18 protein-coding genes and 4 tRNA genes are annotated in these 23,964 nt (G+C 60.2%); 21 read left to right on the forward strand and 1 reads right to left on the reverse strand.

What is annotated here, in order from left to right; translation table 11 throughout:
- Positions 1–35 precede the first annotated feature (35 nt).
- The 20 genes from leuB (at position 36) to NL116_RS10665 (ending at position 22,138) form a co-directional block, all read left to right on the forward strand.
- Positions 36–1,118, forward strand: a complete 1,083-nt coding sequence (gene leuB / locus NL116_RS10570) for a 3-isopropylmalate dehydrogenase (protein WP_494377102.1) — start codon at positions 36–38, stop codon at positions 1,116–1,118.
- A gap of 66 nt (positions 1,119–1,184) precedes the next feature.
- Complete coding sequence (gene asd / locus NL116_RS10575; protein WP_494377103.1) at positions 1,185–2,297, forward strand: aspartate-semialdehyde dehydrogenase; 1,113 nt, start codon at positions 1,185–1,187, stop codon at positions 2,295–2,297.
- 251 nt (positions 2,298–2,548) lie between these two features.
- The gene (locus NL116_RS10580; RefSeq protein WP_494377104.1) at positions 2,549–3,559 is read left to right on the forward strand and encodes an aspartate-semialdehyde dehydrogenase; all 1,011 of its coding nucleotides are present in this window, start codon (positions 2,549–2,551) and stop codon (positions 3,557–3,559) included.
- A 207-nt stretch (positions 3,560–3,766) separates the two neighbouring features.
- Complete coding sequence (locus NL116_RS10585) at positions 3,767–6,406, forward strand: motility hub landmark protein FimV (protein WP_494377105.1); 2,640 nt, start codon at positions 3,767–3,769, stop codon at positions 6,404–6,406.
- Positions 6,407–6,709: 303 nt separating this feature from the next.
- Positions 6,710–7,534, forward strand: coding sequence for a tRNA pseudouridine(38-40) synthase TruA (gene truA / locus NL116_RS10590; RefSeq protein ID WP_123434397.1), 825 nt, complete (start codon positions 6,710–6,712; stop codon positions 7,532–7,534).
- 63 nt (positions 7,535–7,597) lie between these two features.
- A complete protein-coding gene (locus NL116_RS10595) occupies positions 7,598–8,227 on the forward strand; it encodes a phosphoribosylanthranilate isomerase (RefSeq protein WP_494377106.1) in 630 nt (209 codons plus the stop codon).
- Positions 8,228–8,403: 176 nt separating this feature from the next.
- Positions 8,404–9,324 carry an acetyl-CoA carboxylase, carboxyltransferase subunit beta gene (gene accD / locus NL116_RS10600; RefSeq protein ID WP_494377107.1) on the forward strand — a complete coding sequence of 307 codons (921 nt, stop codon included), beginning with the start codon at positions 8,404–8,406 and terminating at the stop codon, positions 9,322–9,324.
- A complete protein-coding gene (gene folC / locus NL116_RS10605) occupies positions 9,321–10,628 on the forward strand; it encodes a bifunctional tetrahydrofolate synthase/dihydrofolate synthase (protein ID WP_494377108.1) in 1,308 nt (435 codons plus the stop codon). The genes accD and folC overlap by 4 nt, the downstream gene beginning before the upstream one ends.
- Positions 10,612–11,265 (forward strand): SPOR domain-containing protein, encoded by a 654-nt coding sequence (locus NL116_RS10610; protein WP_494377109.1) that lies wholly within the window; start codon positions 10,612–10,614, stop codon positions 11,263–11,265. The genes folC and NL116_RS10610 overlap by 17 nt, the downstream gene beginning before the upstream one ends.
- Before the next feature lie 99 nt (positions 11,266–11,364).
- The gene (locus NL116_RS10615; protein WP_494377110.1) at positions 11,365–11,925 is read left to right on the forward strand and encodes a CvpA family protein; all 561 of its coding nucleotides are present in this window, start codon (positions 11,365–11,367) and stop codon (positions 11,923–11,925) included.
- 41 nt (positions 11,926–11,966) lie between these two features.
- Positions 11,967–13,472 carry an amidophosphoribosyltransferase gene (purF, locus tag NL116_RS10620; RefSeq protein ID WP_046026886.1) on the forward strand — a complete coding sequence of 502 codons (1,506 nt, stop codon included), beginning with the start codon at positions 11,967–11,969 and terminating at the stop codon, positions 13,470–13,472.
- A 79-nt stretch (positions 13,473–13,551) separates the two neighbouring features.
- A complete protein-coding gene (locus NL116_RS10625; RefSeq protein WP_494377111.1) occupies positions 13,552–14,763 on the forward strand; it encodes an O-succinylhomoserine sulfhydrylase in 1,212 nt (403 codons plus the stop codon).
- Entirely contained in the window at positions 14,760–15,536 is a 777-nt protein-coding gene (locus NL116_RS10630) for an SDR family oxidoreductase (protein WP_494377112.1), read from the forward strand. Before NL116_RS10625 ends, NL116_RS10630 begins: the two co-directional genes overlap by 4 nt.
- A 181-nt stretch (positions 15,537–15,717) precedes the next feature.
- Positions 15,718–15,793, forward strand: a tRNA-Val gene (locus NL116_RS10635).
- A gap of 53 nt (positions 15,794–15,846) precedes the next feature.
- A tRNA-Asp gene (locus NL116_RS10640) sits at positions 15,847–15,923 on the forward strand.
- A gap of 92 nt (positions 15,924–16,015) precedes the next feature.
- A tRNA-Asp gene (locus NL116_RS10645) sits at positions 16,016–16,092 on the forward strand.
- 471 nt (positions 16,093–16,563) lie between these two features.
- Positions 16,564–19,395 (forward strand): xanthine dehydrogenase family protein molybdopterin-binding subunit, encoded by a 2,832-nt coding sequence (locus NL116_RS10650; protein ID WP_494377113.1) that lies wholly within the window; start codon positions 16,564–16,566, stop codon positions 19,393–19,395.
- Entirely contained in the window at positions 19,388–19,927 is a 540-nt protein-coding gene (locus tag NL116_RS10655) for a (2Fe-2S)-binding protein (RefSeq protein WP_494377114.1), read from the forward strand. Before NL116_RS10650 ends, NL116_RS10655 begins: the two co-directional genes overlap by 8 nt.
- Positions 19,928–19,929: 2 nt before the next feature.
- Positions 19,930–21,165, forward strand: coding sequence for a c-type cytochrome (locus tag NL116_RS10660; RefSeq protein WP_494377115.1), 1,236 nt, complete (start codon positions 19,930–19,932; stop codon positions 21,163–21,165).
- Position 21,166: 1 nt separating this feature from the next.
- Positions 21,167–22,138, forward strand: coding sequence for an XdhC family protein (locus tag NL116_RS10665; RefSeq protein ID WP_494377116.1), 972 nt, complete (start codon positions 21,167–21,169; stop codon positions 22,136–22,138).
- A 47-nt stretch (positions 22,139–22,185) separates the two neighbouring features.
- On the opposite strand, the gene NL116_RS10670 is transcribed toward NL116_RS10665, so the two are convergent.
- Positions 22,186–23,469, reverse strand: coding sequence for an NAD(P)/FAD-dependent oxidoreductase (locus NL116_RS10670; protein ID WP_494377117.1), 1,284 nt, complete (start codon positions 23,467–23,469; stop codon positions 22,186–22,188).
- A gap of 183 nt (positions 23,470–23,652) precedes the next feature.
- Here NL116_RS10670 and NL116_RS10675 point away from each other — a divergent pair.
- Positions 23,653–23,729 (forward strand) — tRNA-Val (locus NL116_RS10675).
- Positions 23,730–23,964 lie beyond the last annotated feature (235 nt).

Below are 23,964 nucleotides of genomic sequence, written 5' to 3' on the forward strand. Positions count from 1 at the left end.
CCTAGAGGCGCACCGACTGATGACATGAGGAAAGCATGAGCAAGCAGATTCTGATTCTCCCAGGTGACGGTATTGGCCCGGAAATCATGGCCGAAGCGGTCAAAGTGCTGGAATTGGCCAGCGATAAGTTCTCCCTGGGCTTCGAACTGAGCCACGACGTGATCGGCGGCGCGGCCATCGACAAGCATGGCGTGCCGTTGGCTGACGAAACCCTGGCGCGTGCACGCGCTGCCGATGCTGTGCTGCTGGGTGCCGTGGGCGGCCCGAAATGGGACACCATCGAGCGTGACATCCGCCCTGAGCGCGGCCTGCTGAAAATCCGTGCGCAACTGGGCCTATTCGGCAATTTGCGTCCGGCGATCCTGTACCCGCAACTGGCCGAGGCGTCGAGCCTGAAGCCGGAAATCGTGGCCGGCCTGGACATCCTGATCGTCCGCGAGCTGACCGGCGGTATCTACTTCGGCGCGCCACGCGGCACCCGTATCCTGGAAAACGGCGAGCGTCAGTCCTACGACACCCTGCCATACAGCGAAAGCGAAATCCGCCGCATTGCCCGCGTCGGCTTCGACATGGCGATGGTGCGCGGCAAGAAGCTGTGCTCGGTGGACAAGGCCAACGTCTTGGCATCCAGCCAACTGTGGCGTGAAATCGTCGAGGAAGTGGCCAAGGATTACCCGCAGGTCGAACTGAGCCACATGTACGTCGACAACGCCGCGATGCAACTGGTGCGTGCACCGAAGCAGTTCGACGTGATCGTGACCGACAACCTGTTCGGCGACATTCTGTCCGACCAGGCCTCGATGCTCACCGGTTCCATCGGCATGCTGCCGTCGGCGTCCCTGGACACCCACAACAAGGGCATGTACGAGCCTTGCCACGGTTCGGCGCCAGACATCGCCGGCAAGGGCATTGCCAACCCGTTGGCGACCATTTTGTCGGTGTCGATGATGTTGCGTTATAGCTTCAACCAGCAGGCGGCAGCCGATGCTATCGAGAAAGCCGTGAGCCTGGTGCTGGACCAAGGCCTGCGCACAGGCGACATCTGGTCGGCCGGTTGCACTAAAGTCGGTACGCAGGAAATGGGCGACGCAGTAGTCGCCGCGCTGCGGAATCTGTAATCTCTCCGGCCCGCTGCGAAATTCTATACAAAGCAGCGGCCCACATTTCAAGAAGGTGTAGTTGCGATGAAACGTGTAGGTCTGATCGGTTGGCGCGGTATGGTCGGTTCCGTGCTCATGCAGCGGATGCTGGAAGAGCAGGATTTCGATCTTATTGAGCCGGTGTTTTTCACCACTTCCAATGTCGGTGGCCAAGGCCCGTCCGTGGGCAAGGACATTGCTCCGCTCAAGGACGCTTACAGCATTGAAGAGCTGAAAACCCTCGACGTGATTCTGACCTGCCAAGGTGGCGACTACACCAGCGAAGTGTTCCCGAAACTGCGCGAAGCCGGCTGGCAGGGTTACTGGATCGACGCCGCTTCCAGCCTGCGCATGCAGGATGACGCGGTCATCGTCCTCGACCCGGTCAACCGCAAGGTCATCGACCAGCAGCTGGATGCGGGCACCAAGAACTACATCGGCGGCAACTGCACCGTCAGCCTGATGCTGATGGGCCTGGGCGGTCTGTTCGAAGCCGGTCTGGTCGAGTGGATGAGCGCCATGACCTATCAGGCGGCCTCCGGTGCCGGCGCGCAGAACATGCGTGAACTGATCAAACAAATGGGCGCGACCCACGCCGCTGTCGCCGATCAACTGGCCGACCCGGCCAGCGCGATCCTCGACATCGACCGTCGTGTGGCCGACGCCATGCGCAGCGAAGCGTACCCGACCGAAAACTTCGGCGTACCGCTGGCCGGCAGCCTGATCCCGTGGATCGACAAGGAACTGCCGAACGGTCAGAGCCGCGAAGAGTGGAAGGCCCAGGCCGAAACCAACAAGATCCTCGGTCGCTTCAAGAGCCCGATCCCGGTCGACGGCATTTGCGTGCGCATCGGCGCCATGCGCTGCCACAGCCAGGCGCTGACCATCAAGCTGAACAAAGACGTGCCGATCGCCGACATCGAAGGGCTGATCAGTCAGCACAACCCGTGGGTCAAACTGGTGCCGAATAACCGCGACATCAGCATTCAGGAACTGAGCCCGACGAAAGTCACTGGCACCCTGAACGTGCCGGTGGGCCGTCTGCGCAAGCTGAACATGGGGTCGCAGTTCGTCGGTGCTTTTACCGTCGGCGACCAACTGCTGTGGGGCGCGGCCGAACCGCTGCGTCGCATGCTGCGGATTCTGCTTGAGCGTTGATTGGTTGAAGCAGTGAAAAAACCCGTGCCTTGAAAGAGGTGCGGGTTTTTTTATTCCCGGCAGCCTGATGTCGATGAGTTATCTGTACCGGCCCCTTCGCGAGCAAGCCCGCACATTAGAACGCCTTTCAAATGTCGGAGCGGGCTTGCTCGCGAGGGGGCCATCACAGGCACCACAAATACCGGCACAAATTGCCTGCACGCCCCCCACCCGGTAAAGTGCCGCTCCCCCGTTTCGCCTGAGGTAGAACCATGAGCCAGTCCTTTGATATCGCCGTAGTCGGCGCCACCGGTACTGTCGGCGAAACGCTCGTGCAGATTCTTGAAGAGCGTGACTTCCCGGTTGGCGACTTGCACCTGCTGGCGAGCAGCGAATCGGCCGGTCATTCGGTGCCGTTTCGCGGCAAGAACGTGCGGGTACGCGAAGTTGATGAATTCGATTTCAGCAAAGTCCAGTTGGTGTTCTTCGCCGCCGGCCCGGCAGTGACCCTCAGTTTTTCCTCGCGTGCGAGCGCCGCCGGTTGCTCGGTAATCGACCTGTCTGGCGCTTTGTCGGCCGATCAGGCGCCGCCAGTGGTGCCGGAAGCCAATGCCGAAATCCTCGCGACGTTGAAAAAGCCCTTTCTGATCAGCAGCCCAAGCCCATCGGCCACCACGTTGGCCGTGGTGCTGGCGCCGTTGCTTTCGGTCATTGATCTACAGCGGGTCAACGTCACCGCCAGCCTGGCGGTTTCCGCCCAAGGTCGCGAAGCGGTGAAAGAGCTGGCCCGGCAAACCGCCGAACTGCTTAACGTGCGTCCGCTGGAGCCGACGTTCTTCGATCGGCAAATGGCGTTCAACCTGTTGGCTCAGGTCGGCAAGCCGGATGAGCAGGGCCATACGCTGCTGGAAAAACGCCTGGTGCGTGAGTTGCGTCAGGTGATTGCGCTGCCTCAATTGAAGATTTCTGCCACTTGCATTCAAGCCCCGGTGTTTTTTGGCGATAGCTTTAGCGTGACCTTGCAGTCAGCGAGCGCTGTCGACCTGGCGAAAGTCAATGCGGCCCTGGAAGATGCACCCGGGATCGAGCTGGTTGAGGCCGGTGATTACCCGACCGCAGTGGGCGATGCGGTGGGACAGGACGTGGTGTACGTCGGTCGGGTTCGCAGCGGAGTCGACGACCTGTCGGAACTTAATGTGTGGCTGACGTCAGATAACGTACGAAAAGGCGCCGCGCTCAATGCTGTGCAGGTGGCTGAATTGTTGATAAAAGACCTGCTGTAAAAGATACTTGGCAACAATTTACAGAATGATTCTAGCCGGGCGCTATGCTTGGCCGCACTGCTGAAGGAAAGCCGCTCAACAGGCTTTCCGGGGCAGGCAAGAAATGATCGCGCGCGATGACACGTCGACGCCGCGCGCAATGCCTTACGGCGGCGACTTTCAATACCTTCTCGCTGGCCGAGGAATGTTCAAACAAAGGATGAGGCTATGGTTCAAGTTCGCAAACTGGTGTTAGCAATTGCGGCCGCCTCGGCGCTGTCATCCGGTATGGCGCATGCCCTCGGGCTCGGGGAATTGACCCTGAAGTCGACGCTGAACCAACCCCTGGTGGCGGAGATCGAGCTGCTCGACGTCAAGGACCTTACGGCCGCCGAAGTGGTGCCGAGCCTGGCCTCGCCTGAAGATTTCGCCAAGGCCGGTGTCGACCGCCAGGCATTTCTCAATGACCTGACCTTCACGCCGGTGCTCAACGCCAGCGGTAAAAGCATCCTGCGTGTAACTTCCAGCAAGCCCCTGTCCGAACCGATGGTGAAATTCCTGGTTCAGGTCATGTGGCCGAACGGTCGCCTGCTGCGCGATTACAGCGTGCTGCTCGATCCGTCCAAATTCTCGCCGCAGACCGCTGAAGCGGCTGCGCAGCCAGCGCCGACCTCAACCGTAACGGCTCCGGTGACCGGCGCATCCAACCCGGCTCAACACACCACCACGCCGCGCGATACCTTGTGGGAAATCGCTGCGAAGGCGCGCAACGGTGGTTCGATTCAGCAAACCATGCTGGCCATCCAGGCGCTGAACCCCGATGCCTTTATCGACGGCAACATCAACCGGCTCAAAACCGGTCAGGTGTTGCGCATGCCGGATCAGGCGCAAGCCACCACTTTGCCGCAACCCAAGGCCATTGCTGAAGTGGCCGCGCAGAACACCGCGTGGCGCCAGGGTCGTCGTTATGTGGCGAAACCCGGCACCGGGCAGCAACAACTCGATGCCACCAAGCGCAGTCGTGCTGACGCCGGTAGTACAGAACCTGCCAAGGACAAACTGAGCCTGGTCTCTGCCGAATCCGGCAAGGCCGGCGGTAAAGGTGTCGCGGGCGATGCCAAGAACCTGAGCAACAAATTGGCGGTGACCCAGGAAAGCCTCGACACGACCCGTCGTGACAACGCTGAACTGAAAAGCCGCATGACCGATTTGCAAAGTCAGCTGGACAAGCTGCAAAAACTGATCGAGCTGAAGAACAATCAACTGGCCAAGATGCAGGCCGAAGGCGCGGCGGGTGCACCTGCTGCGGCGGCGACTGCGACCGCTCCGGCCATGTCGGCCGAGTTGGCCGCCAACCCTGCGCCGGCACCGGCTGAGGTGGCGCCTGCTCCGGCGGCGGCACCTGAAGCGACACCGGCACCTGCCGAGCCGCCAATCGAGCCGACACCCGCGGTCTCCGACGACCAAAAGTTCAATGAACTGCTGACTAACCCGATCCTGCTGGGGCTTATCGGTGGCGGTGCAGTGGTCTTGGCGCTTTTGCTGTTGTTGCTGGCACGTCGCCGCAAAGCTCAACAAGAAGCCGAGAAACATTTGCGCATGGCCCGTGCGTTGTCTGAAGAACAGAACATGTCCTTTGACAATGACCTGCCTGACAGCAGCTTTGAAGGTCTGGAGGTTCCGCCGCCTAGCGTGAAGCTCGCCACCGCGCCGACGCCAGCACCGGCTCCTGCTCCTGCGCCTGCGCCGACGCCAGCACCCGTTGCATCGGTTGTGATGACTACGCCGATTGCCGCACCTCTGGTGTCGCCTGCCGGCGAACGTGATGACGACGTGCTGACCAAGGCGCAGTCGCACATTGCTGCGGGTCGTCTGAACCAGGCTGCCGCGTTGCTGGAAGACGGTATCAAGCACGAGCCACAGCGCAGTGATCTGCGTTTGAAGCTGATGGAAGTGTATGGTCAGCAGGGCGACCGTGATGCGTTCGTGGGCCAGGAGCGCCAACTGGTCGCCAATGGTGACAACTTCGCCCAGGTCGAAAAACTCAAGACCCGCTTCCCGGCCATGGCGGTGGTCGCCGCCAGTGGCCTGGCTGCTGCAGCCATCGCCGCCGAGCTGGATGCGCAGTACGTCAAGGACCTGCTGCTGGACGAGCCGCAAGCCCCGGCAGCCGCAATCGATGACGATCTCGATAGCGCGTTCGACCTGAGCCTGGACGATCTGGAAGCTGCTTCCCCGGCTGTGGTTTCGCCTGAGGCAGACGCGTCGACCGAGCTGGACGAGTTCCCGCTGGATGACGATTTGAGCTTTGAATCAGTGCTGCAGCAGCAAACCGACATCAAGGAAAACCTCGACGACCTGTCAGACTTCGATCTCGATATGGATCTGGGTGCAAATCCGTCGCCGGCCATTCTCGCTGAAGACGACTTCCTGCTGGATCTGGACGAAGGCGTGAAAGATTTTCCGGTCGCGCCTGAAGTGCCGCAGGACGATCTGGAGTTGCCTGCCGATTTTGACCTGTCGCTCGCGGATGAAATGGCCGCGGCCCCGGCCAAGCCTGTCGCCACTGATATCCCGGATGACTTTGAAGCAGAGCTGGATGACGTCAACGCTGAACTGGATCGTCTGTCGCAAAGCATTGGCGAGCCGCGCTTCACTGCGGAAGACGCCATGGCCTCGGCGGCGGATGAGCCAGACTTCGACTTCCTCTCCGGTACTGATGAAGTCGCTACCAAGCTCGATCTGGCCCAGGCATACATCGATATGGGCGACAACGACGGCGCTCGGGACATCCTCAATGAGGTGGTGACCGAGGGCGATGCCGGGCAGAAAAGCGAAGCCAAGGAAATGCTTTCGCGTCTGGCTTGAGTGTTGCTCAGCAGTCAATAAGACGGCAGCCCATTGAGGCTGCCGTTTTTGTTTCAGGGGGGGCGTGTGTGTCTGGGCTATTGCCATCGTCGGAACGCCGCCCGGAGCATGCTCGCGCCCACCGTGGATTTGCGCTGTTCACAAAACCCCTGTGGGGGCGAGCGTGCTCGCGATGAGGCCCTGACATTCACCGCAAATGCTGAAGCCACTCTGGCGTCTCGGTCTGGCGGCCTTATAATGCCCGCCTTTGCGTAGATCAGCAGGCTGTACCCCTTGGCAAATATTGATAATCCGGCTGCCGAAATGGCGGCCGACGGCTTTTACCGGATCGCATTGGGCGTTGAATACAAAGGCTCGCGTTATCGCGGCTGGCAGCGCCAAGCCTCCGGTGTGCTCACGGTGCAGGAAACCCTTGAGAAAGCCTTGTCCAAAGTCGCGGACTCACCGGTGTCGCTGCTCTGCGCCGGGCGAACGGACGCGGGCGTGCATGCGTGCGGTCAGGTGGTGCATTTCGACACCCAGGTCGAGCGGTCCATGAAGGCCTGGGTCATGGGCGCCAACATCAATTTGCCGCACGATGTCAGCGTCAGCTGGGCGAAAGTCATGCCGGCGCATTTCCATGCGCGGTTCAAGGCCATCGCCCGGCGTTACCGCTATGTGATCTACAACGATCAGATCCGCCCGGCGCACCTCAACGAAGAAATCACCTGGAACCACCGTCCGCTGGACGTCGAGCGCATGGCCGAGGCCGCGCAGTATCTGGTCGGCACCCACGATTTCAGTGCGTTCCGCGCCGGTCAATGCCAGGCCAAGTCACCGATCAAGGAGCTGCATCATCTGCGCGTGACCCGTCACGGCAAGATGATCGTGCTGGATATTCGCGCCAGCGCGTTCCTGCACCACATGGTGCGCAACATTGCCGGTGTGCTGATGACCATTGGTGCCGGCGAGCGTCCGGTGGAGTGGATGAAGGAAGTACTGGAAAGCCGTATTCGCCGTTCTGGCGGGGTCACGGCGCACCCGTTTGGCCTGTATCTGGTGCAGGTGGAGTACCGCGATGAGTTCGAGTTGCCCGAGCGTTATATCGGCCCACACTTCCTGACCGGTTTCACGGAACTTGACGGCTGACGCCCTCGAACGCATTTGTTACCATCCGGGACTTTCCCGGAATTGCCCTGAGGATTTATCGACATGTCAGCCGTTCGCAGCAAGATTTGTGGGATTACCCGCATAGAAGATGCGTTGGCAGCGGTCGAGGCCGGGGCCGATGCCATCGGGTTTGTGTTCTATGCCAAGAGCCCGCGGGCCGTGACGTTCCAGCAGGCGCGCGACATCATCAAGGCGCTGCCGCCGTTCGTCACCACCGTGGGGTTGTTCGTCAACGCCAGCCGCTGCGAGTTGGGCGAATTGCTCGACGCCGTGCCGCTGGACCTGTTGCAGTTCCATGGTGACGAAGCGGCTGCCGAGTGCGAAGGGTGGCATCGGCCTTACATCAAGGCACTGCGGGTCAAGGCCGGAGACGACATCGCGGCAGCCTGCAATGCGTTCCCAAGTGCCAGCGGTATCCTGCTCGACGCCTACGTTGAAGGCGTGCCCGGCGGAACCGGTGAAGCATTCGACTGGTCTCTGATTCCGCAAGGCTTGAGCAAGCCAATCATTCTGGCGGGTGGCTTGACCCCCGATAACGTCGCCGGCGCGATTGCCCGGGTCCGGCCTTATGCGGTGGACGTCAGCGGTGGGGTAGAGGCGAGCAAGGGCATCAAGGATCACGCAAAGGTTCAGGCGTTCATCAAAGCGGTACGTGATGTGACGGCTGGCTAACTGCCGCCGTCCACAGCTCTGTAGAAAAGAGGCTGAGGGTTGTTCGGGTTGTACGCAGGTCAGTTTTTCTGACCCGGCCATCCACCGACCATCGCCACACACATGAATTTAGCTCAAGGGCATACGCGGGGCTGCGAACCAGAGCGTTCGGGCCGCCGGTACTGGAGAAAGAAAGCATGAGCAACTGGTTAGTAGACAAACTGATCCCTTCGATCATGCGTTCCGAGGTCAAGAAGAGCTCGGTGCCTGAAGGTCTGTGGCACAAGTGCCCGTCTTGCGAGGCTGTGCTGTATCGTCCGGAGCTGGAAAAGACCCTGGACGTTTGCCCCAAGTGCAACCACCACATGCGCATCGGCGCCCGCGCCCGCATTGATATCTTCCTCGACGCCGAAGGCCGTGCCGAGCTGGGTGCAGACCTGGAGCCGGTTGACCGCCTGAAATTCCGTGACGGCAAGAAATACAAGGATCGCCTGACCGCTGCCCAGAAGCAGACCGGCGAAAAAGACGCACTGATCTCCATGAGCGGCACCTTGCTGGGCATGCCGGTGGTGGTGTCGGCGTTCGAATTCTCCTTCATGGGTGGTTCGATGGGGGCCATCGTCGGTGAGCGTTTTGTTCGCGCCGCCAACTATGCCCTGGAAAACAAATGCCCGATGATCTGCTTCGCCGCTTCGGGTGGTGCGCGGATGCAGGAAGCCCTGATCTCCCTGATGCAAATGGCCAAGACCTCGGCGGTACTGGCGCGTCTGCGTGAAGAGGGCATTCCGTTCATCTCCGTACTGACCGACCCGGTCTACGGCGGTGTTTCCGCCAGTCTGGCGATGCTTGGCGACGTGATCGTCGGTGAGCCGAAGGCCCTGATCGGTTTTGCCGGTCCACGCGTGATCGAACAAACCGTGCGTGAAAAGCTGCCGGAAGGCTTCCAGCGCAGCGAATTCCTGCTGGAACACGGCGCCATCGACATGATCATTCACCGTCAGGAACTGCGTCCGCGTCTGGGCAACCTGCTGGCACAAATGATGGGCCTGCCGACGCCGAAATTCGTCGCCGCGCCAATCGAGCCAGTCGTGGTTCCGCCGGTACCTGCGAACATATGACCGAGCGCACCCTTGGCGAGTGGCTCGCCTACCTTGAGCAGTTGCACCCTTCGGCCATCGACATGGGGCTGGAGCGCTCGCAACAGGTAGCGTCCCGCATGGGGCTGGGCAAGCCGGCGCCTCGGGTGATCACGGTCACTGGCACCAACGGCAAGGGTTCTACCTGCGCATTCGTGGCTTCATTGCTGCGGGCGCAAGGCCTGAACGTTGGTGTCTATAATTCTCCGCACCTGCTGCGTTACAACGAGCGGGTGCAGGTTAATGGCGTCGAAGCCACTGACGCCGAGCTGTGCGAAGCCTTTGCGGCTGTCGAGGCCGGTCGCGGCGACACCTCCCTGACGTACTTCGAAATGGGCACCCTGGCGGCGTTCTGGCTGTTTCAAGGGGCCGGGCTTGATGCGGTGGTGTTGGAAGTCGGTCTGGGCGGGCGCCTGGACACGGTCAACGTGGTCGACGCCGACATGGCGCTGGTCACCAGCATCGGCGTCGACCATGCGGATTATCTAGGTGATACCCGTGAGTCCGTGGCCTTTGAGAAGGCCGGCATCTTCCGCCAGGGCGCGCCTGCGCTCTGTGGTGATCTGAATCCCCCGCAACCCCTGCTGGATAAGGCGCGCGAGCTGGCTTGTCCGTTTTTCCTGCGTGGCCGCGATTTTGACCTTGGCGTAACCGATCACAATTGGCAATGGCGCGGTCTGGATGCTCAAGGGCGTGCGGTCGAATTACACGATCTGCCGTTGCTTGATCTGCCGATGGAAAACGCTGCGCTGGCGTTGCAGGCGTATCTGCTGCTCGGCTTGCCGTGGGTGGATGCGCAGATTATTGATGCGCTGAAAGCGACGCGGGTGGTAGGTCGTCTCGACCGCCGTCAGTTCGACTGGCACGGCAAGCGTTTGAATATATTGCTGGATGTAGGGCATAACCCGCATGCGGCCGAGTACCTGGCGCGGCGTCTGGCCAGTCGTCCACCGGCCGGCAAGCGTCTGGCGGTGTTCGGTTTGCTGGCGGACAAGGATCTGGATGGTGTTGTCGGTGAATTGAATGCTAGTGTCCAGCACTGGGCTGTTGCGCCGCTGGATTCTCCGAGAGCGCGACCGGTTGCCGATTTGCAGGCTGCATTGCAGAGCCTTGGCGCGTCGGTAACGTCCTATGACAGCGTGGCGGCCGCCCTGGAAGGGCAAAGCGCGCTGGCGACGAGCGACGATGAGATTCTGTTGTTCGGATCATTTTATTGTGTTGCCGAGGCCCTTGAATGGCTGGCCCGGCGCTCCACGGAGGAAGCGGCAAATGGCATTGCTGGATAAGGCCTACAAACAACGCATGGTTGGCGCGCTGGTGCTGGTGGCACTGGCGGTGATTTTCCTGCCGATGTTGTTCTCCCGTCAGGATGAACAGCGTCAAGTGGTGGTCGACGCCCCGGCTGCGCCGCATGCCCCGGCGATGCCGCAAGTGCAGGTCGAGCCAGTCGTGGTGCCTGAGCCGCAAGCGTTGCCTCAAGAACCGGTGCCGAGCGATGATGAAATCGCTCAGCAAGAGGCTCCGACGGCCCCCATTGCGCCGGCAGCCCCCGTAGTTCCGGCACCTGTCGCCAAGCCGGTCGCGCCAGCGCCAGTCGCCAAGGCTACAACGCCGCCGGCACAGCCGATCGCGGCCGCACCGACCAAGCCTGATACGACTCAAAGTCGCATCGATGCCAATGGCCTGTCGGTTAGCTGGTCAGTGCAAGTGGCCAGTCTAACGAGCCGAGAAAACGCCGAAAGCCTGCAGAAAGAACTGCGCAGTCAGGGCTACAACGCTTACATCCGATCCTCTGATGGCAAAAATCGAGTGTTTGTCGGGCCTCTGATCGAGCGCGCCGAAGCCGACCGTCTTCGCGACTTGCTGGACCGCCAGAAGAAACTCAAGGGTTTTGTCGTGCGCTTCCAGCCTGAGCGCGGGTAAAAACTATCACGCCGATTTGAAATGCACTGACAATCGCAGCTTACCGATAGCCGTGCGCTCTGCTAAAATGCGCCGCCTTATCCGTCTGTAGGCTGCACTGTGCCATTTACCTGGGTTGACTGGGCGATCGTTGCAATCGTCGCCATCTCCGCATTGATCAGTCTGAGCCGCGGCTTCGTCAAAGAAGCACTGTCGCTGGTGACCTGGATCGTCGCAGGAGCCGTTGCCTGGATGTTCGGTGGTTCATTGTCCGAGTACCTCGCCGGATACATTCAAACGCCGTCGGCTCGTGTGATCACGGGCTGTGCCATCATGTTTGTCGCCACGTTAATCGTAGGCGCAATGATCAATTATCTTATCGGCGAATTGGTTCGCGTCACCGGGCTTTCCGGGACCGATCGATTCCTCGGCATGGCCTTTGGCGCCGCGCGTGGCGTGTTGCTGGTGGTCGTGGCGGTCGGGCTGTTGAGCCTGGGGCCGGTACAGCAGGACGGGTGGTGGAAAGAGTCACAGCTCGTGCCAAAATTTCTATTGGTTGCAGACTGGTCCAAAAACCTGATTCTCGGGTGGAGCAGTCAGTGGCTTGCCAGCGGTATCAGCGTACCCGCTGAGATACCGTTCAAGGAGCAACTCTTGCCGATGGCCAAAACGCCTCAGTGAGTGTTGTTCAGTTCAGATCCATTAAGTAGGGGTTGCGTCGCATGTGTGGCATCGTCGGTATCGTCGGTAAGTCGAACGTCAATCAGGCGCTGTATGACGCGCTAACCGTGCTCCAGCACCGCGGCCAGGACGCTGCCGGTATCGTGACCAGCCATGATGGCCGGTTATTCCTGCGCAAGGACAACGGCCTGGTGCGTGACGTGTTCCATCAGCGTCACATGCAGCGTCTGGTCGGCCACATGGGCATTGGCCATGTGCGTTACCCGACCGCGGGCAGCTCGACGTCGGCCGAAGCTCAGCCGTTCTACGTCAACTCGCCTTATGGCATCACGTTGGCGCACAACGGTAACCTGACCAACGTTGAGCAACTGGCCAAGGAGATTTACGAATCTGACCTGCGCCACGTCAATACCAACTCTGACTCGGAAGTCCTGCTGAACGTGTTCGCACACGAACTGGCCCAGCGCGGCAAGTTGCAGCCAACCGAAGAAGACGTGTTCGCCGCCGTGACTGACGTGCACAACCGTTGCGTCGGTGGCTATGCGGTCGTGGCGATGGTGACCGGTTACGGCATCGTCGGATTCCGTGACCCGCACGGCATTCGCCCGATCGTCTTTGGCCAGCGTCACACCGACGAAGGCGTCGAGTACATGATCGCCTCCGAAAGCGTCTCTCTGGACGTGCTCGGTTTCACCCTGATTCGCGACCTGGCACCGGGTGAAGCGGTCTACATCACTGAAGACGGCAAGCTGCATACCCGTCAGTGCGCGACCAACCCGTCGCTGACCCCGTGCATCTTCGAACACGTCTACCTGGCGCGTCCGGATTCGATCATCGACGGTGTGTCGGTTTATAAGGCCCGTCTGCGCATGGGCGAGAAGCTCGCTGAGAAAATCCTGCGCGAACGTCCTGAGCATGATATCGACGTGGTCATCCCGATTCCGGACACCAGCCGCACCGCGGCCCTGGAATTGGCGAACCACCTGGGCGTCAAGTTCCGCGAAGGCTTCGTGAAGAACCGCTACATCGGCCGGACTTTCATCATGCCGGGCCAGGCTGCACGGAAAAAATCCGTACGCCAGAAACTCAACGCGATCGAGCTGGAATTCCGTGGCAAGAACGTGATGCTGGTGGACGACTCGATCGTTCGCGGTACGACCTGCAAGCAGATCATCCAGATGGCTCGCGAAGCCGGCGCCAAGAACGTTTACTTCTGCTCCGCCGCACCGGCCGTTCGTTACCCGAACGTCTACGGCATCGACATGCCGAGCGCTCACGAACTCATCGCCCACAACCGTTCGACCCAGGACGTTGCTGACCTGATCGGCGCTGACTGGTTGATCTATCAGGATTTGCCTGACTTGATCGAAGCGGTCGGTGGCGGCAAGATCAAGATCGACAAGTTCGATTGCGCGGTGTTCGATGGCCAATACGTCACCGGCGATGTCGACGAGGCTTACCTGAACAAGATCGAGCAGGCACGTAACGATGCCTCCAAGGTCAAGACGCAGGCAGTCAGTGCGATCATCGATCTGTACAACAACTGAGTTTCTACCGGCCCTGAGGGGCCGGTTTTGTATCTACTAAAAACTCTCTATATCAAGAAGCAGGGCAAGGAGTGACAGCATGAGTCAGGATTGGGATGCCGGTCGGCTGGACAGCGACCTTGATGGCGTAGCGTTCGATACCCTGGCCGTACGCGCCGGTCAGCACCGCACGCCGGAGGGCGAACACGGTGATCCGATGTTCTTCACTTCCAGCTACGTCTTCCGCACCGCTGCCGACGCGGCGGCACGCTTTGCCGGTGAAGTGCCGGGTAACGTTTATTCGCGTTACACCAACCCGACCGTACGTGCGTTCGAAGAGCGCATTGCCGCGCTGGAAAGCGCCGAACAAGCCGTGGCAACGGCCACCGGCATGGCTGCAATCATGGCGGTGGTGATGAGCCTGTGCAGCGCCGGTGATCACGTGCTGGTGTCGCGCAGTGTGTTCGGTTCGACCATCAGCCTGTTTGAAAAGTACTTCAAGCGCTTCGGTATCGAAGTCGATTACGTGCCTCTGGCGGACTTGTCCGGTTGGGATGCAGCGATCAAATCCAACACCAGATTGCTCTTTGTCGAATCGCCCTCCAACCCGCTGGCCGAGCTAGTGGATATCGCCGCGCTGGCGGAAATCGCTCACACCAAGGGCGCGATGCTGGTGGTCGACAACTGCTTCTGCACCCCGGCGTTGCAGCAGCCGCTGAAGATGGGCGCGGACATCGTCGTGCATTCGGCCACCAAGTTCATCGACGGCCAGGGCCGGTGCATGGGCGGTGTGGTCGCCGGTCGCAGCGAGCAGATGAAAGAAATCGTCGGTTTCCTGCGCACAGCAGGGCCAACCCTGAGCCCGTTCAACGCGTGGATTTTCCTCAAGGGCCTCGAAACCCTGAACCTGCGGATGAAGGCGCATTGCGCCAACGCCCAGCAACTGGCCGAGTGGCTGGAGCAGCAGGACGGCATCGAGAAGGTCCATTACGCCGGTCTGAAAAGCCATCCGCAGCATGACCTCGCCCGGCGTCAGCAGAAAGGGTTTGGTGCGGTGGTCAGCTTTGAGGTCAGGGGCGGCAAAGAGGGCGCCTGGCGCTTTATCGATGCGACCCGTCTGATTTCGATCACGGCCAACCTCGGTGACACCAAGACCACCATTACTCACCCGAGCACCACCTCCCACGGTCGTTTGGCGCCGCAAGAACGTGAAGCCGCGGGCATTCGTGACAGCCTGATCCGCATTGCGGTCGGCCTGGAAGACGTGGCTGACCTGCAGGCCGACCTGGCGCGCGGGTTGGCGGCCTTGTGATCGAGTTGTCCACGCCGACGTCCGGGTCCAATGGTCGTGTCGCCTTGGTCACCGGCGCTGCGCGCGGCATTGGTCTGGGGATCTCGGCCTGGCTGATCAGCGAAGGCTGGCAGGTGGTGCTGAGCGACCTGGATCGGGTGCGCGGTTCGAAAGTGGCGAAGGTGCTGGGCGACAATGCCTGGTTTATCGCCATGGACGTCTCAAACGAAGGGCAGGTGGCACTGGGCGTTGCCGAGGTGCTCGGACAGTTCGGGCGCCTGGATGCGCTGGTGTGCAACGCGGCGGTGGCTGATCCGCACAACATCACTCTGGAAAGCCTCGATCTGGCCTACTGGAATCGAGTGTTGGCGGTGAATCTTAGCGGGCCGATGCTCTTGGCCAAGCACTGTGCGCCGTATCTGCGCGCTCACAGCGGTGCAATCGTCAATCTGGCCTCGACCCGTGCCGGACAATCGGAACCCGATACAGAGGCTTATGCGGCGAGCAAGGGCGGCCTGTTGGCCCTGACTCACGCGTTGGCGATCAGTCTTGGTCCGGAGATTCGTGTGAATGCGGTCAGTCCGGGTTGGATCGACACCCGGGATCCTTCTTTGCGGCGTGCCGAGCCACTGACCGATGCCGATCATGCCCAGCATCCGGCGGGCAGGGTAGGGGCGGTCGAAGACGTGGCGGCGATGGTGGCCTGGTTGCTGTCGAAGAACGCAGGGTTCGTCACGGGCCAGGAGTTTGTGGTCGACGGTGGCATGACCAAGAAGATGATTTACGAGCAGTGAGAAGCAGTTTCAAGCTTCAAGCTGCACGTTAAAGCTCGACAGTGTTATGCCGGCTTCATGCGTACCGGCTTCCGCTGGTGGCGTGAAGCGTGTCTCTTGCAGCTGTTTTGAAAAAACTTCAATCCTGCTATTGACTTAGGTTCGGTACCTGCGTAAATTTCGCGGCCTCGGAGATGCAAACGGGTGATTAGCTCAGCTGGGAGAGCGTCTGCCTTACAAGCAGAATGTCGGCGGTTCGATCCCGTCATCACCCACCACTTCCGAGGTACTTGCGAAAGCAAGAGGTAGGCTGAAATGCCTCCACCGACGCGCAGCGGTAGTTCAGTCGGTTAGAATACCGGCCTGTCACGCCGGGGGTCGCGGGTTCGAGTCCCGTCCGCTGCGCCATATTTGCCGAGTCAGATTTATCTGGTTCGAGATTGGAAAGCTTCTGAGTTTTCAATCAGACGAGTTACTTGGATGAAAGTCCAAAGCGATACGCAGCGGTAGTTCAGTCGGTTAGAATACCGGCCTGTCACGCCGGGGGGCGCGGGTTCGAGTCCCGTCCGCTGCGCCATATCTGCTACAAGGCCTACTGAACGCCTTGGAGCTACGAAGTAAAATGCTGGTTTGCCAGTGTTTACTTCGAGTCGATAGCAAAGACCCTGGTCGAAAGACCGGGGTTTTTTGTGTCTGTAATTTGGCTTTTCTCCGCTTGCAGTCTTCCTTGCCGGGCCTTCGTGCCTGCCTTCTTCTATGCTGCCTCTAAGTTTGTCGCGACGACGCCGTCCTGCCGGGCTGACCTTGGCGGTGCATCCGCTTGCCTGATCAATTCTTTACACTGAAAAAACACAGTTTTTTGATTCGCTGGTCAGTTTTTTTGTGTGAGGCTGTTTGCCGCAGGTGCATAAGCCTATAAACTTAACCTTTCGGTCAGCTTTGCACTCTCATTTCAGCCCTTCGTTTCGTCAAAAAGGGCTTCTGCACGACTCGAGATTTCCAGAACATAATCAGAAGGGCGGGCCTGTAACCGTCCAGAGGATGATCCATGTCCAACCGTGAAATATCCCGGCGCTCGTTCCTTCAGGGCGGGCTGGTGGCAGGTGTGAGCGTGACGCTCACACCGCTCAGCAGTCAGGCGCTCGCCGCCTTGATGGAAAACAGCGTGACCGTGCCGTCCGAGCAATGGCTCGGCAACAACGGCAAGGCACGCTCGCGTAATGACGCCTTGTCCAAGGTCTGCGGCAGCAAAGTCTTTGCCCGCGACATCCGCGCCAAGGACATGCCGGGCTGGCCGCAGCAGCAAGGCCACGCGATGCTGCTGAAAACGATCAAGGCCGACCGCATCTACGCGGGCATGGACCTGTCGTGGCTTGGCGCCGAACTGCAGCCTGATCGCATCGTCACCGCCGCTGATCTGGAGAAAGACGGCATCGTCTTCCCGGAAGAGCACGCGCCGGATCCGCTGTTGCCGGAAGGCAAGGTGCCGATGTTCATCGGTCACCCGGTGGCAATCCTGATCTGGAACGACTTCGAGCGTTTCCGTCAAGCCAAGGCCAAACTCAAATTCAATGACAAAGCGATTCGTTACGGTGCACAAGTGCCGTTCTACGAAAGCGATCCCTACGGCAGTTTCCGCTACGTGCGCGTGGGCGGGGCGACTTCGGCAGACGAAGACGAATTCGCCAGCCTCAAGGACTCGATCCTGTTTCCGATGTTGAAAAACCGTCGCCCGGTGTGGAATTCCCAGCCGAACCTGCACGGCAACCTGACCGAGCGCGGATTGTTCTATGCCGATCGCATGAAGCAGCAAATCGACACGCCGCCGGACAACTGGCTGGTGTTCGACGAGCGCTATAAAACCCCTTCGATCGAACCCGCCGCCATGGAGCCCGACAACGGCAATGGCTGGTACGATCCGGCAACCAAAACCCTGCATTTCGTGGTGGCGACCCAGTGCCCACTGGAAGCGGCGACCGACACCGCGAAGATGATCGCACCGTCGCGCTTCGGCCTGGCCAACCTCAATATGCACCCGGGTTACACCGTGGGTTACGGTTCCAAAGACCACAACATTTTTGTCTACTACGCAGCCCTCGCGGCGTTGTACGGCGCGGGTGTGCCGGTGCGTCTGGCCAACGACCGCTACGAGCAATTCCAGAGCGGCATCAAGCGTCACCCGTTCGACATCCGCTATCAATTGGCCGTGGACAAAACCGATCACAGCTTCAAGATTTTCCGCGCCGAAATGAGTGTCGACGGCGGTGGCCGTGTCAACTACAGCCCATCTGTGGCCGCAGTTGGCGCCACGGCCGCGCAGTCGATCTACTACATGCCGCAAAACGATTTGCAGGTCACCGCCTATCATTCTCGCGCCGTTGAAGCCGGCTCGATGCGTGGTTACGGCACCCTGCAAAGCATGGCGTCCACCGAGATGATGGTCGACGAAATTGCCGATCGCCTCGGCATCGACGCGATTGACCTGCGCAAGAAAAACGCCATGGTCTCGGGCATGAAAAACACCCAGGGCGCGGTGCCAGCGGGTGCGTTGCGCTTGCACGAGATTCTCGACAAGGCCGCCGTTCACGACGTCTGGAAAAATCGCGATGCGATCAAAAAGCAGCGTGAAGCGCAGGATCCGGACAACTGGTACGGCGTTGGTTTCGCCATCTGCCAGAAAGACTTCGGCACCGGTTCAGAAGCGCCGATGGCGAGCATCGAGTTCACCGCGCAAGGTCACATCACCCTGCGCCACATCGGTATCGAAATCGGCACCGGCATGTCGACCTCGCAAGCCTTGGTTGTCGCCGATTTCCTCGGCATCGCAGCGACTGAAGTTAAAACTGGGGAGACCGAATGGAAAGAGTTGCAGCTGATCAGCAGCGGCAACCCTTACATCATGAGTCAGGCTGAGCAGGACAGCCTGCTGCGTAACCCGCGCTGGGTCGGCAAGATCGCCTCGGCATCGTCGGCCACCAACTCGGCCTACTACTTCAGCCACGCCACGCGCGAAGCCGCGCGTGTGCTGTTCAACCATGGTTTGTGGCCGGCGGCGCTGCAGATCTGGAGCCAGGGCCCTTACGGTGGTTCTGCCAACCCTTACGTGGTGCGTCGCGAAGATGCGCATTGGGTCGACGGCAAGCTCACCGCCAACGGCATGCAGCCGCTGAGCTTTGAACAGCTGGCCATGCACGCTCACGAGAAGGGCCTGGTCACTGGCGCGACTGTGCACGGCTTCAACCGATGGAGTTGGGCCGAGGCCGAGTTCAGCATCGATGGCGTGCGTGAACGTCTGCCGCTCGACGGCTTGGCCGTCAAGTACGGCGACGGCGCGCCGAACGTGAAAAAAGCGCAGATGAATAGCGCCGGTTTCCATCTGCTGGATCGCCAGAACGTGCACTACCCGGACACTCAGTTGAACAACGCGATGGTGACTTACTACAGCCCTGTCGCGACGCTGGTGGAGCTGAAAGTGAACAAAGGTTCGGCCGAAGTTCAGGTGCTCAATCACCATTCGTGGGTCGAGTGCGGTCGGGTGCTGGTGGAAGAACTGGTCAAGGGGCAGCTCGAAGGTGGGATCGCCATGGGCATCGGCCATGCGCTGATGGAAGAGATGCCGCTGTACGAAGGCGGGCCAGGGGAGGGTGACTGGAACTTCAACCGTTACCGCTTGCCGATGGCGCGCCACGTAGCGGTCTGGAAGCAGACGGCTGAAATCCTGCCGCCGCTGTCGCCGAGTGATCCGTCGAAGGGCATCGCCGAAGTGGTGATGATCCCGGTGGTCGGTGCCATCGGTAACGCCGTGGCACACGCCATTGGCAAACGGGTCCGCGACCTGCCTATCACTTCTGCACGCATCAAGGAGGCCCTCAATGGCTAACCGTCCGCTTCAACTGACTCTCAACGGTCAATCCGTCGGCCCGGTGGACATCCCTGATGACCTGCCGATGATCGACTACCTGCACGAATACAAAAACCTCACCGGCTCGCGCTTGGGCTGCGGTCAGGGCATCTGCCACGCTTGTGTGGTGATCGTCGACAACCCGGACGGCACCAGCGAAGAAGTGCGCACCTGCATCACCGGCGCGCATTACTTCGAGGGCAAAAAAGTACGCACCATCGAAGGCCACGCGAAACGCGACGAGGAAGGAAAAGTCACTGAGCTGAACCCGATCCAACAGCGTTTCGTCGACGAGTTTGCCTTCCAGTGCAGCTATTGCGCCCCGGGCTTCGTGAATGCCGCGACCGTGTTGGTGGAAAAGCTGCAGCGTCGGCCGATCGTCAAAAGCCAGCTGGAAAAAGTCATCGAGGATAGCCTCGGTCACCACATCTGCCGCTGCACAGGCTACGTGCGTTACTACAGCGCGACGCGCAACGTGCTGACCGATCTCGGCCTGGTCAAGGAGGGTTAAGCATGAAGCAACTACTTTCCCGCCTGGCATTGGCGGTCGGTCTGGCTGCGCCGGTGTTGCTGGCGCACGCGGAAGATCAGGTCAAGCGCGGCGAATACCTTGCTCGTGCCGCTGACTGCATGGCCTGCCACACCGCGTCGGGCGGCGCGCCGTACGCGGGCGGTCTGCCGATTGTCTCGCCGTTCGGTACGATTTACGGCACCAATATTACCCCGAGCAAAGAACACGGCATCGGCCTCTATAACGATGACGAGTTCTTCGCCGCGCTCACCGAAGGCAAGCGCCGTGATGGCGCCAACCTGTACCCCGCGATGCCGTACACCTCGTATCACCTGATCCCGCGCGACGATTCGGACGCGATTCACGCGTACCTGAAAACCGTCGAGCCGATCGAGCGCGCAGCGCCGGTCACCAGCCTGAGCTTTCCGTTCAACATGCGCCTGGGTCTGATGGGCTGGAACATGCTCTACGGCAAGGACGTGAAGCTTTCGTCCACCGAGGGTAAAAGCGACGCCTTCAAACGCGGCCAGTACATGGTCGACGTGCTCGGTCACTGCGGCGAATGCCACACCCCGCGCGGTTTGCCAGGTGCGATGCAGCAGGACAAGCGCCTGACCGGCGGCGTACTCAACGGCTATCTGGCTCCAAGCCTGTTGGCCAATGACCTGGCGGCTCGCGGCTGGAACCATCAAGACCTGAGCTCGTTCCTCAAGCACGGCATGAGCGCCCAGGGCACGATGTTCAATGAAATGTTCCCGGTGTTCCACAACAGCACCCAGGGCCTCAATGACCCGGACCTCGCGGCGATGGCGACCTTCTTGCTCGGCGATCAACCGCCGCAAGCCAAGGTGCTGGCGGATGTGCCGTTTGACAAACTTACTGCGAGCGCCCAGCGCGGCCGTCAGGAATACCTGAACGTCTGCGCCGGTTGCCACGCGGTCGGTGGCGAAGGCAAGCCCCACATCGCCGTGGCCATGCGCGGGAACACCACGTTGCGTCTGGAAGACCCGCGCAACCTGGTGCGGGTGATCGACGACGGGATCGGTGAGCAGAAGTTTACCGGGTTCGAGCACATGCAGCCGATGCCTGGGTTCGCCGAGAAGCTCAGTCACGAGCAACTGACGGATCTGCTGAACTACCTGCGTGAGGGCTGGGGTGGCCAGCCGGGTGATCTGGCGGTGAAGGACGTGCAGAAGTTGCGGGCTGATGCGCCGCCGCTCGAGCACAAGGCGCACTGACATGCAGCATCTCGATCTGCAAGTTGTGCGCCGGGCGCTGCAATGGTCGTCGGCCGGCCAGCGTGTCTGGCTGTGCACGGTACTCGCCACCTACGGTTCGGCGCCGCGGGCGCCGGGTTCGCTGCTGGCGGTGAACGCTGACGGGCAATGGATCGGTTCGCTGTCGGGCGGCTGCGTCGAGGAGGATTTTCTCGAACGAGTCGCCGAAGGGGCGTTTCTTGAGGCAGTCAGCGTTGTTCGTTATGGCGATGGCGATGATCCGCGCTCTCGGGTGAGCTTGCCCTGTGGTGGTGTGCTCGATGTGTTGGTGGAGAAGCTTGAGCCGGTTTGTGAGGTTCAGGCGCATCTGCGAGAACTGGAGTCGGCGCTGTTGGGTCAGCGTCGGCTGATCCGCGAAGTCGATCTGACCAGCGGTGCGCGCAGCCTGTTCGATGATCGCGAGCAGGGCGTGCGCATTGAGCGAGAGATCGATCGGGTGCGCGTGCGGATCGGTGCGGCCCAGCGCTTGTTGCTGGCCGGGTATTCCTCGGTTGCTCAGGCCTGTGCAGAGTTTGCCGTCGGGTTGGGTTTCGAAGTGATTCTTTGTGATCCGCGCGACGAGGTGCTGCAAGGCGTGGTCTTGGAAAACGTCGACATTCGTCGTCAGTTGCCCTCGGTGTTCATTGCTGATGGCGGTTGCCACAGCGACACGGCGGTGGTGGCGTTGACCCATGATCCGCGCATTGATGACCTGGCGATGATGGAGGCGGTGCGCACTGAGGCGTTTTACATCGGTGTGATGGGGTCCATGCAGACCTCGCAAAAGCGCTTTGAACGGTTGCGCCGGATTGGTGGGTTGGGGGAGGCCGAGCTGGCGCGGATTCATGCGCCGATCGGATTGAACCTGGGCAGCAAGACACCCGCTGAAATCGCCGTCGCGGTACTTGCTGACATCTTGCGAATCCGCAGCGGTATTGCGCGGAACAAGCTGTAAACACTCCTGCAAAAAAAGGGGCCGCATTCAACGGCCCCTTTTTTGTATTAGTATCCGAGTTTGTCCCGTAGCCCGTAGTACCAGGCACCCAGCGCCGCAAACGGTGTGCGCAGCAATTGTCCGCCAGGGAACGGGTAGTGCGGCAGATCGGCAAACGCATCAAAACGCTCCGCTTGACCTCGCAGCGCCTCGGCCAGCACCTTGCCCGCAAGGTGCGTATACGTCACGCCGTGACCACTGCAGCCTTGGGAATAGTAGATGTTGTCACCGATCCGTCCCACCTGCGGTAGGCGCGACAGGGTCAGCAGGAAATTGCCGGTCCAGGCGTAGTCGATTTTCACGTCCTTGAGCTGCGGGAACGCCTTGAGCATCTTTGGTCGAATGATCGCCTCGATGTTCGCCGGGTCCCGCGCGCCATACACTACGCCGCCGCCGAAGATCAGCCGCTTGTCGCTCGTCAGGCGATAATAATCGAGCAGATAATTGCAGTCCTCGACGCAGTAATCCTGCGGCAGCAGATTGTTCGCCAATGCCTCGCCCAGTGGTTCGGTGGTAATCACCTGTGTCCCACAGGGCATCGATTTGGCCGCCAGTTCTGGCACCAGATTGCCCAGGTAAGCATTGCCCGCCACGATGATGAACTTGGCCCTGACCTTGCCCTCTGGCGTATGCACTACCGGACTCGCGCCGCGCTCGATGCGCACCGCTGGCGACTGCTCATAAATAGTGCCGCCCAGCGACTCAACGGCTGCCGCTTCGCCCAGCGCCAGGTTGAGCGGGTGAATGTGCCCGCCACTCATGTCGAGCATGCCGCCGACATACTGATCGCAATTCACCACTTCACGGATACGACGCTGATCCAACAGCTCAAGCTGCGTATGACCGAAACGTTCCCACAGGCGCTTCTGCGATTCCAGATGACCCATCTGCTTGGCTGTGATGGCCGCGAACACACCGCCGTCTTTCAAGTCGCACTGGATATTATATTTGGCAACCCGCTCACGGATGATCCGCCCACCCTCAAACGCCATCTGCCCAAGTAACTGTGCTTGCTTGGGTCCGACGCTACGCTCGATCACATCGATATCGCGGCTATAGCTGTTGACGATCTGACCGCCGTTACGGCCCGATGCACCAAAACCAACCTTGGCCGCTTCCAGAATCGTTACCTTGAAACCGTTCTCCAGCAGAAACAGGGCAGAGGACAGACCGGTGTAACCGGCACCGATCACGCAGACATCCGTCTCTACTTCACCCTGCAAGGCCGGGCGCGGCGGAACCGCATTGGCCGATGCGGCGTAATAGGACTCTGGGTAGGAAGTGTTCGCCATCCTGCTGCCTCTGTTTAATATATTTTACGAGTGCCTTGATCCTACCCGAGTTAAAAATCGACCGCCAGCCACCGGAAAATCTTCTTCACCACCGCAAAATTAAATATTTTGCATATTCATAGGGTTAGCTCGAAAAAAGGTGTTGACACCCCTCCGGAATTCCGTAGAATGCCGCCTCACAGCAGGCACGTAGCTCAGTTGGTTAGAGCACCACCTTGACATGGTGGGGGTCGTTGGTTCGAGTCCAATCGCGCCTACCAAACAAAATCCGCTCTGCTGGGCGGTCTAGAAGGGCTCACCGAAAGGTGGGCCCTTTTTTGTTGTCTTTGGATTTCTTCAGAACGTTCACAAAATATCGGGTTCGTTCACACTGGGCAATGTGAACGCCGATATCAGTTCGTTTTCGGGTGGGATTGTACTGGTCTAATGAAACCGGACACCATTTAGGCGAGAGTGCTCGCCTCGCTTTAGATTTCAGTGCGCCATTAAGTGTTA

The sequence above is a fragment of the Pseudomonas sp. FBCC-B1667 genome (genome assembly GCF_059133255.1).

What these genes read in the sequence shown, in the direction of transcription:
- leuB (WP_494377102.1), top strand. Translation starts at nt 36, where the DNA reads ATGAGCAAGCAGATTCTGATTCTCCCAGGTGACGGTATTGGCCCGGAA.
- asd (WP_494377103.1), top strand. Translation starts at nt 1,185, where the DNA reads ATGAAACGTGTAGGTCTGATCGGTTGGCGCGGTATGGTCGGTTCCGTG.
- NL116_RS10580 (WP_494377104.1), top strand. Translation starts at nt 2,549, where the DNA reads ATGAGCCAGTCCTTTGATATCGCCGTAGTCGGCGCCACCGGTACTGTC.
- NL116_RS10585 (WP_494377105.1), top strand. Translation starts at nt 3,767, where the DNA reads ATGGTTCAAGTTCGCAAACTGGTGTTAGCAATTGCGGCCGCCTCGGCG.
- truA (WP_123434397.1), top strand. Translation starts at nt 6,710, where the DNA reads ATGGCGGCCGACGGCTTTTACCGGATCGCATTGGGCGTTGAATACAAA.
- NL116_RS10595 (WP_494377106.1), top strand. Translation starts at nt 7,598, where the DNA reads ATGTCAGCCGTTCGCAGCAAGATTTGTGGGATTACCCGCATAGAAGAT.
- accD (WP_494377107.1), top strand. Translation starts at nt 8,404, where the DNA reads ATGAGCAACTGGTTAGTAGACAAACTGATCCCTTCGATCATGCGTTCC.
- folC (WP_494377108.1), top strand. Translation starts at nt 9,321, where the DNA reads ATGACCGAGCGCACCCTTGGCGAGTGGCTCGCCTACCTTGAGCAGTTG.
- NL116_RS10610 (WP_494377109.1), top strand. Translation starts at nt 10,612, where the DNA reads ATGGCATTGCTGGATAAGGCCTACAAACAACGCATGGTTGGCGCGCTG.
- purF (WP_046026886.1), top strand. Translation starts at nt 11,967, where the DNA reads ATGTGTGGCATCGTCGGTATCGTCGGTAAGTCGAACGTCAATCAGGCG.
- NL116_RS10625 (WP_494377111.1), top strand. Translation starts at nt 13,552, where the DNA reads ATGAGTCAGGATTGGGATGCCGGTCGGCTGGACAGCGACCTTGATGGC.
- NL116_RS10650 (WP_494377113.1), top strand. Translation starts at nt 16,564, where the DNA reads ATGTCCAACCGTGAAATATCCCGGCGCTCGTTCCTTCAGGGCGGGCTG.
- NL116_RS10655 (WP_494377114.1), top strand. Translation starts at nt 19,388, where the DNA reads ATGGCTAACCGTCCGCTTCAACTGACTCTCAACGGTCAATCCGTCGGC.
- NL116_RS10660 (WP_494377115.1), top strand. Translation starts at nt 19,930, where the DNA reads ATGAAGCAACTACTTTCCCGCCTGGCATTGGCGGTCGGTCTGGCTGCG.
- NL116_RS10665 (WP_494377116.1), top strand. Translation starts at nt 21,167, where the DNA reads ATGCAGCATCTCGATCTGCAAGTTGTGCGCCGGGCGCTGCAATGGTCG.
- NL116_RS10670 (WP_494377117.1), bottom strand. Translation starts at nt 23,469, where the DNA reads ATGGCGAACACTTCCTACCCAGAGTCCTATTACGCCGCATCGGCCAAT.